The sequence below is a fragment of the Mesorhizobium sp. M7A.F.Ca.CA.002.15.2.1 genome, assembly GCF_003998715.1.
Classification (GTDB): domain Bacteria; phylum Pseudomonadota; class Alphaproteobacteria; order Rhizobiales; family Rhizobiaceae; genus Mesorhizobium; species Mesorhizobium ciceri.
In genome coordinates, this window is record NZ_RZPI01001193.1 from 1 (window position 1) to 655 (window position 655).

Annotated in this window: 1 protein-coding gene; it reads left to right on the forward strand. The window is 60.2% G+C overall.

Annotated elements, in window-relative coordinates:
• Positions 1-165 precede the first annotated feature (165 nt).
• On the forward strand, positions 166-384 hold the full coding sequence (locus ENZ74_RS33595) for a hypothetical protein (protein WP_013531393.1): 219 nt from the start codon (positions 166-168) through the stop codon (positions 382-384).
• Positions 385-655: the final 271 nt, after the last annotated feature.

Here is a 655-nt window from a genome sequence, read left to right on the forward strand (position 1 = left end):
GGGGAATAGGGGGCGACGGGTCATTGGTGTCCTTGCCGTCGCCGCGCTGGCGTCAACGGCGTCCCACAAAAAATCTCCTCAACCTTTCGAACCTTTTGCTGCGCCGCGCCGACTGATGGTCAGAGGCGAATGGGTCGCCTCGATCAAAAGATCCAGGAGATCATCATGTTCAAGCGCACTCTTACCTCGGGCCTCGTCGCCATCTTCGTCGCCACCGGCGCGCTCGCCGGCACTGTCGGCACGTCGTCAGCCCACGGCATGCATGGCCATCATCATCACCACCACAACCATCACAAGAAGCACTTCAAGAAGTTCTGGTGGAAGCACTACAACCACCACCACAACCATCACCACAGGCACGGCAGGGTGATCATTTTCCTTTGATGGAGGGACCCAATTCCCCAAGAGGGCGGCTTCGGCCGCCCTTTTTGCGTTCGGCGATCACCTTGTGAAGTAGGGCGGCAAAGCTGCTGATCCCCGGCAAGCTACGGCATGCACACATTTCCAAGCAACTGGTCTTTGGCGATAGAGTGCATGGCAGCTTGGCGCATGCATTGCCTATGCGGCGCTGGTCCCGCTCCGTCTCGGCTTCGCCGAGCCAACGCTCGCCCACCAACGCTCCTTTCCTTTCCCTCCGGAGGGGGGAAGGTGGCGC

Bases quoted from the DNA above. Each gene is read 5' to 3' on its own strand.
- ENZ74_RS33595 (WP_013531393.1), top strand. From the start codon at position 166: ATGTTCAAGCGCACTCTTACCTCGGGCCTCGTCGCCATCTTCGTCGCC.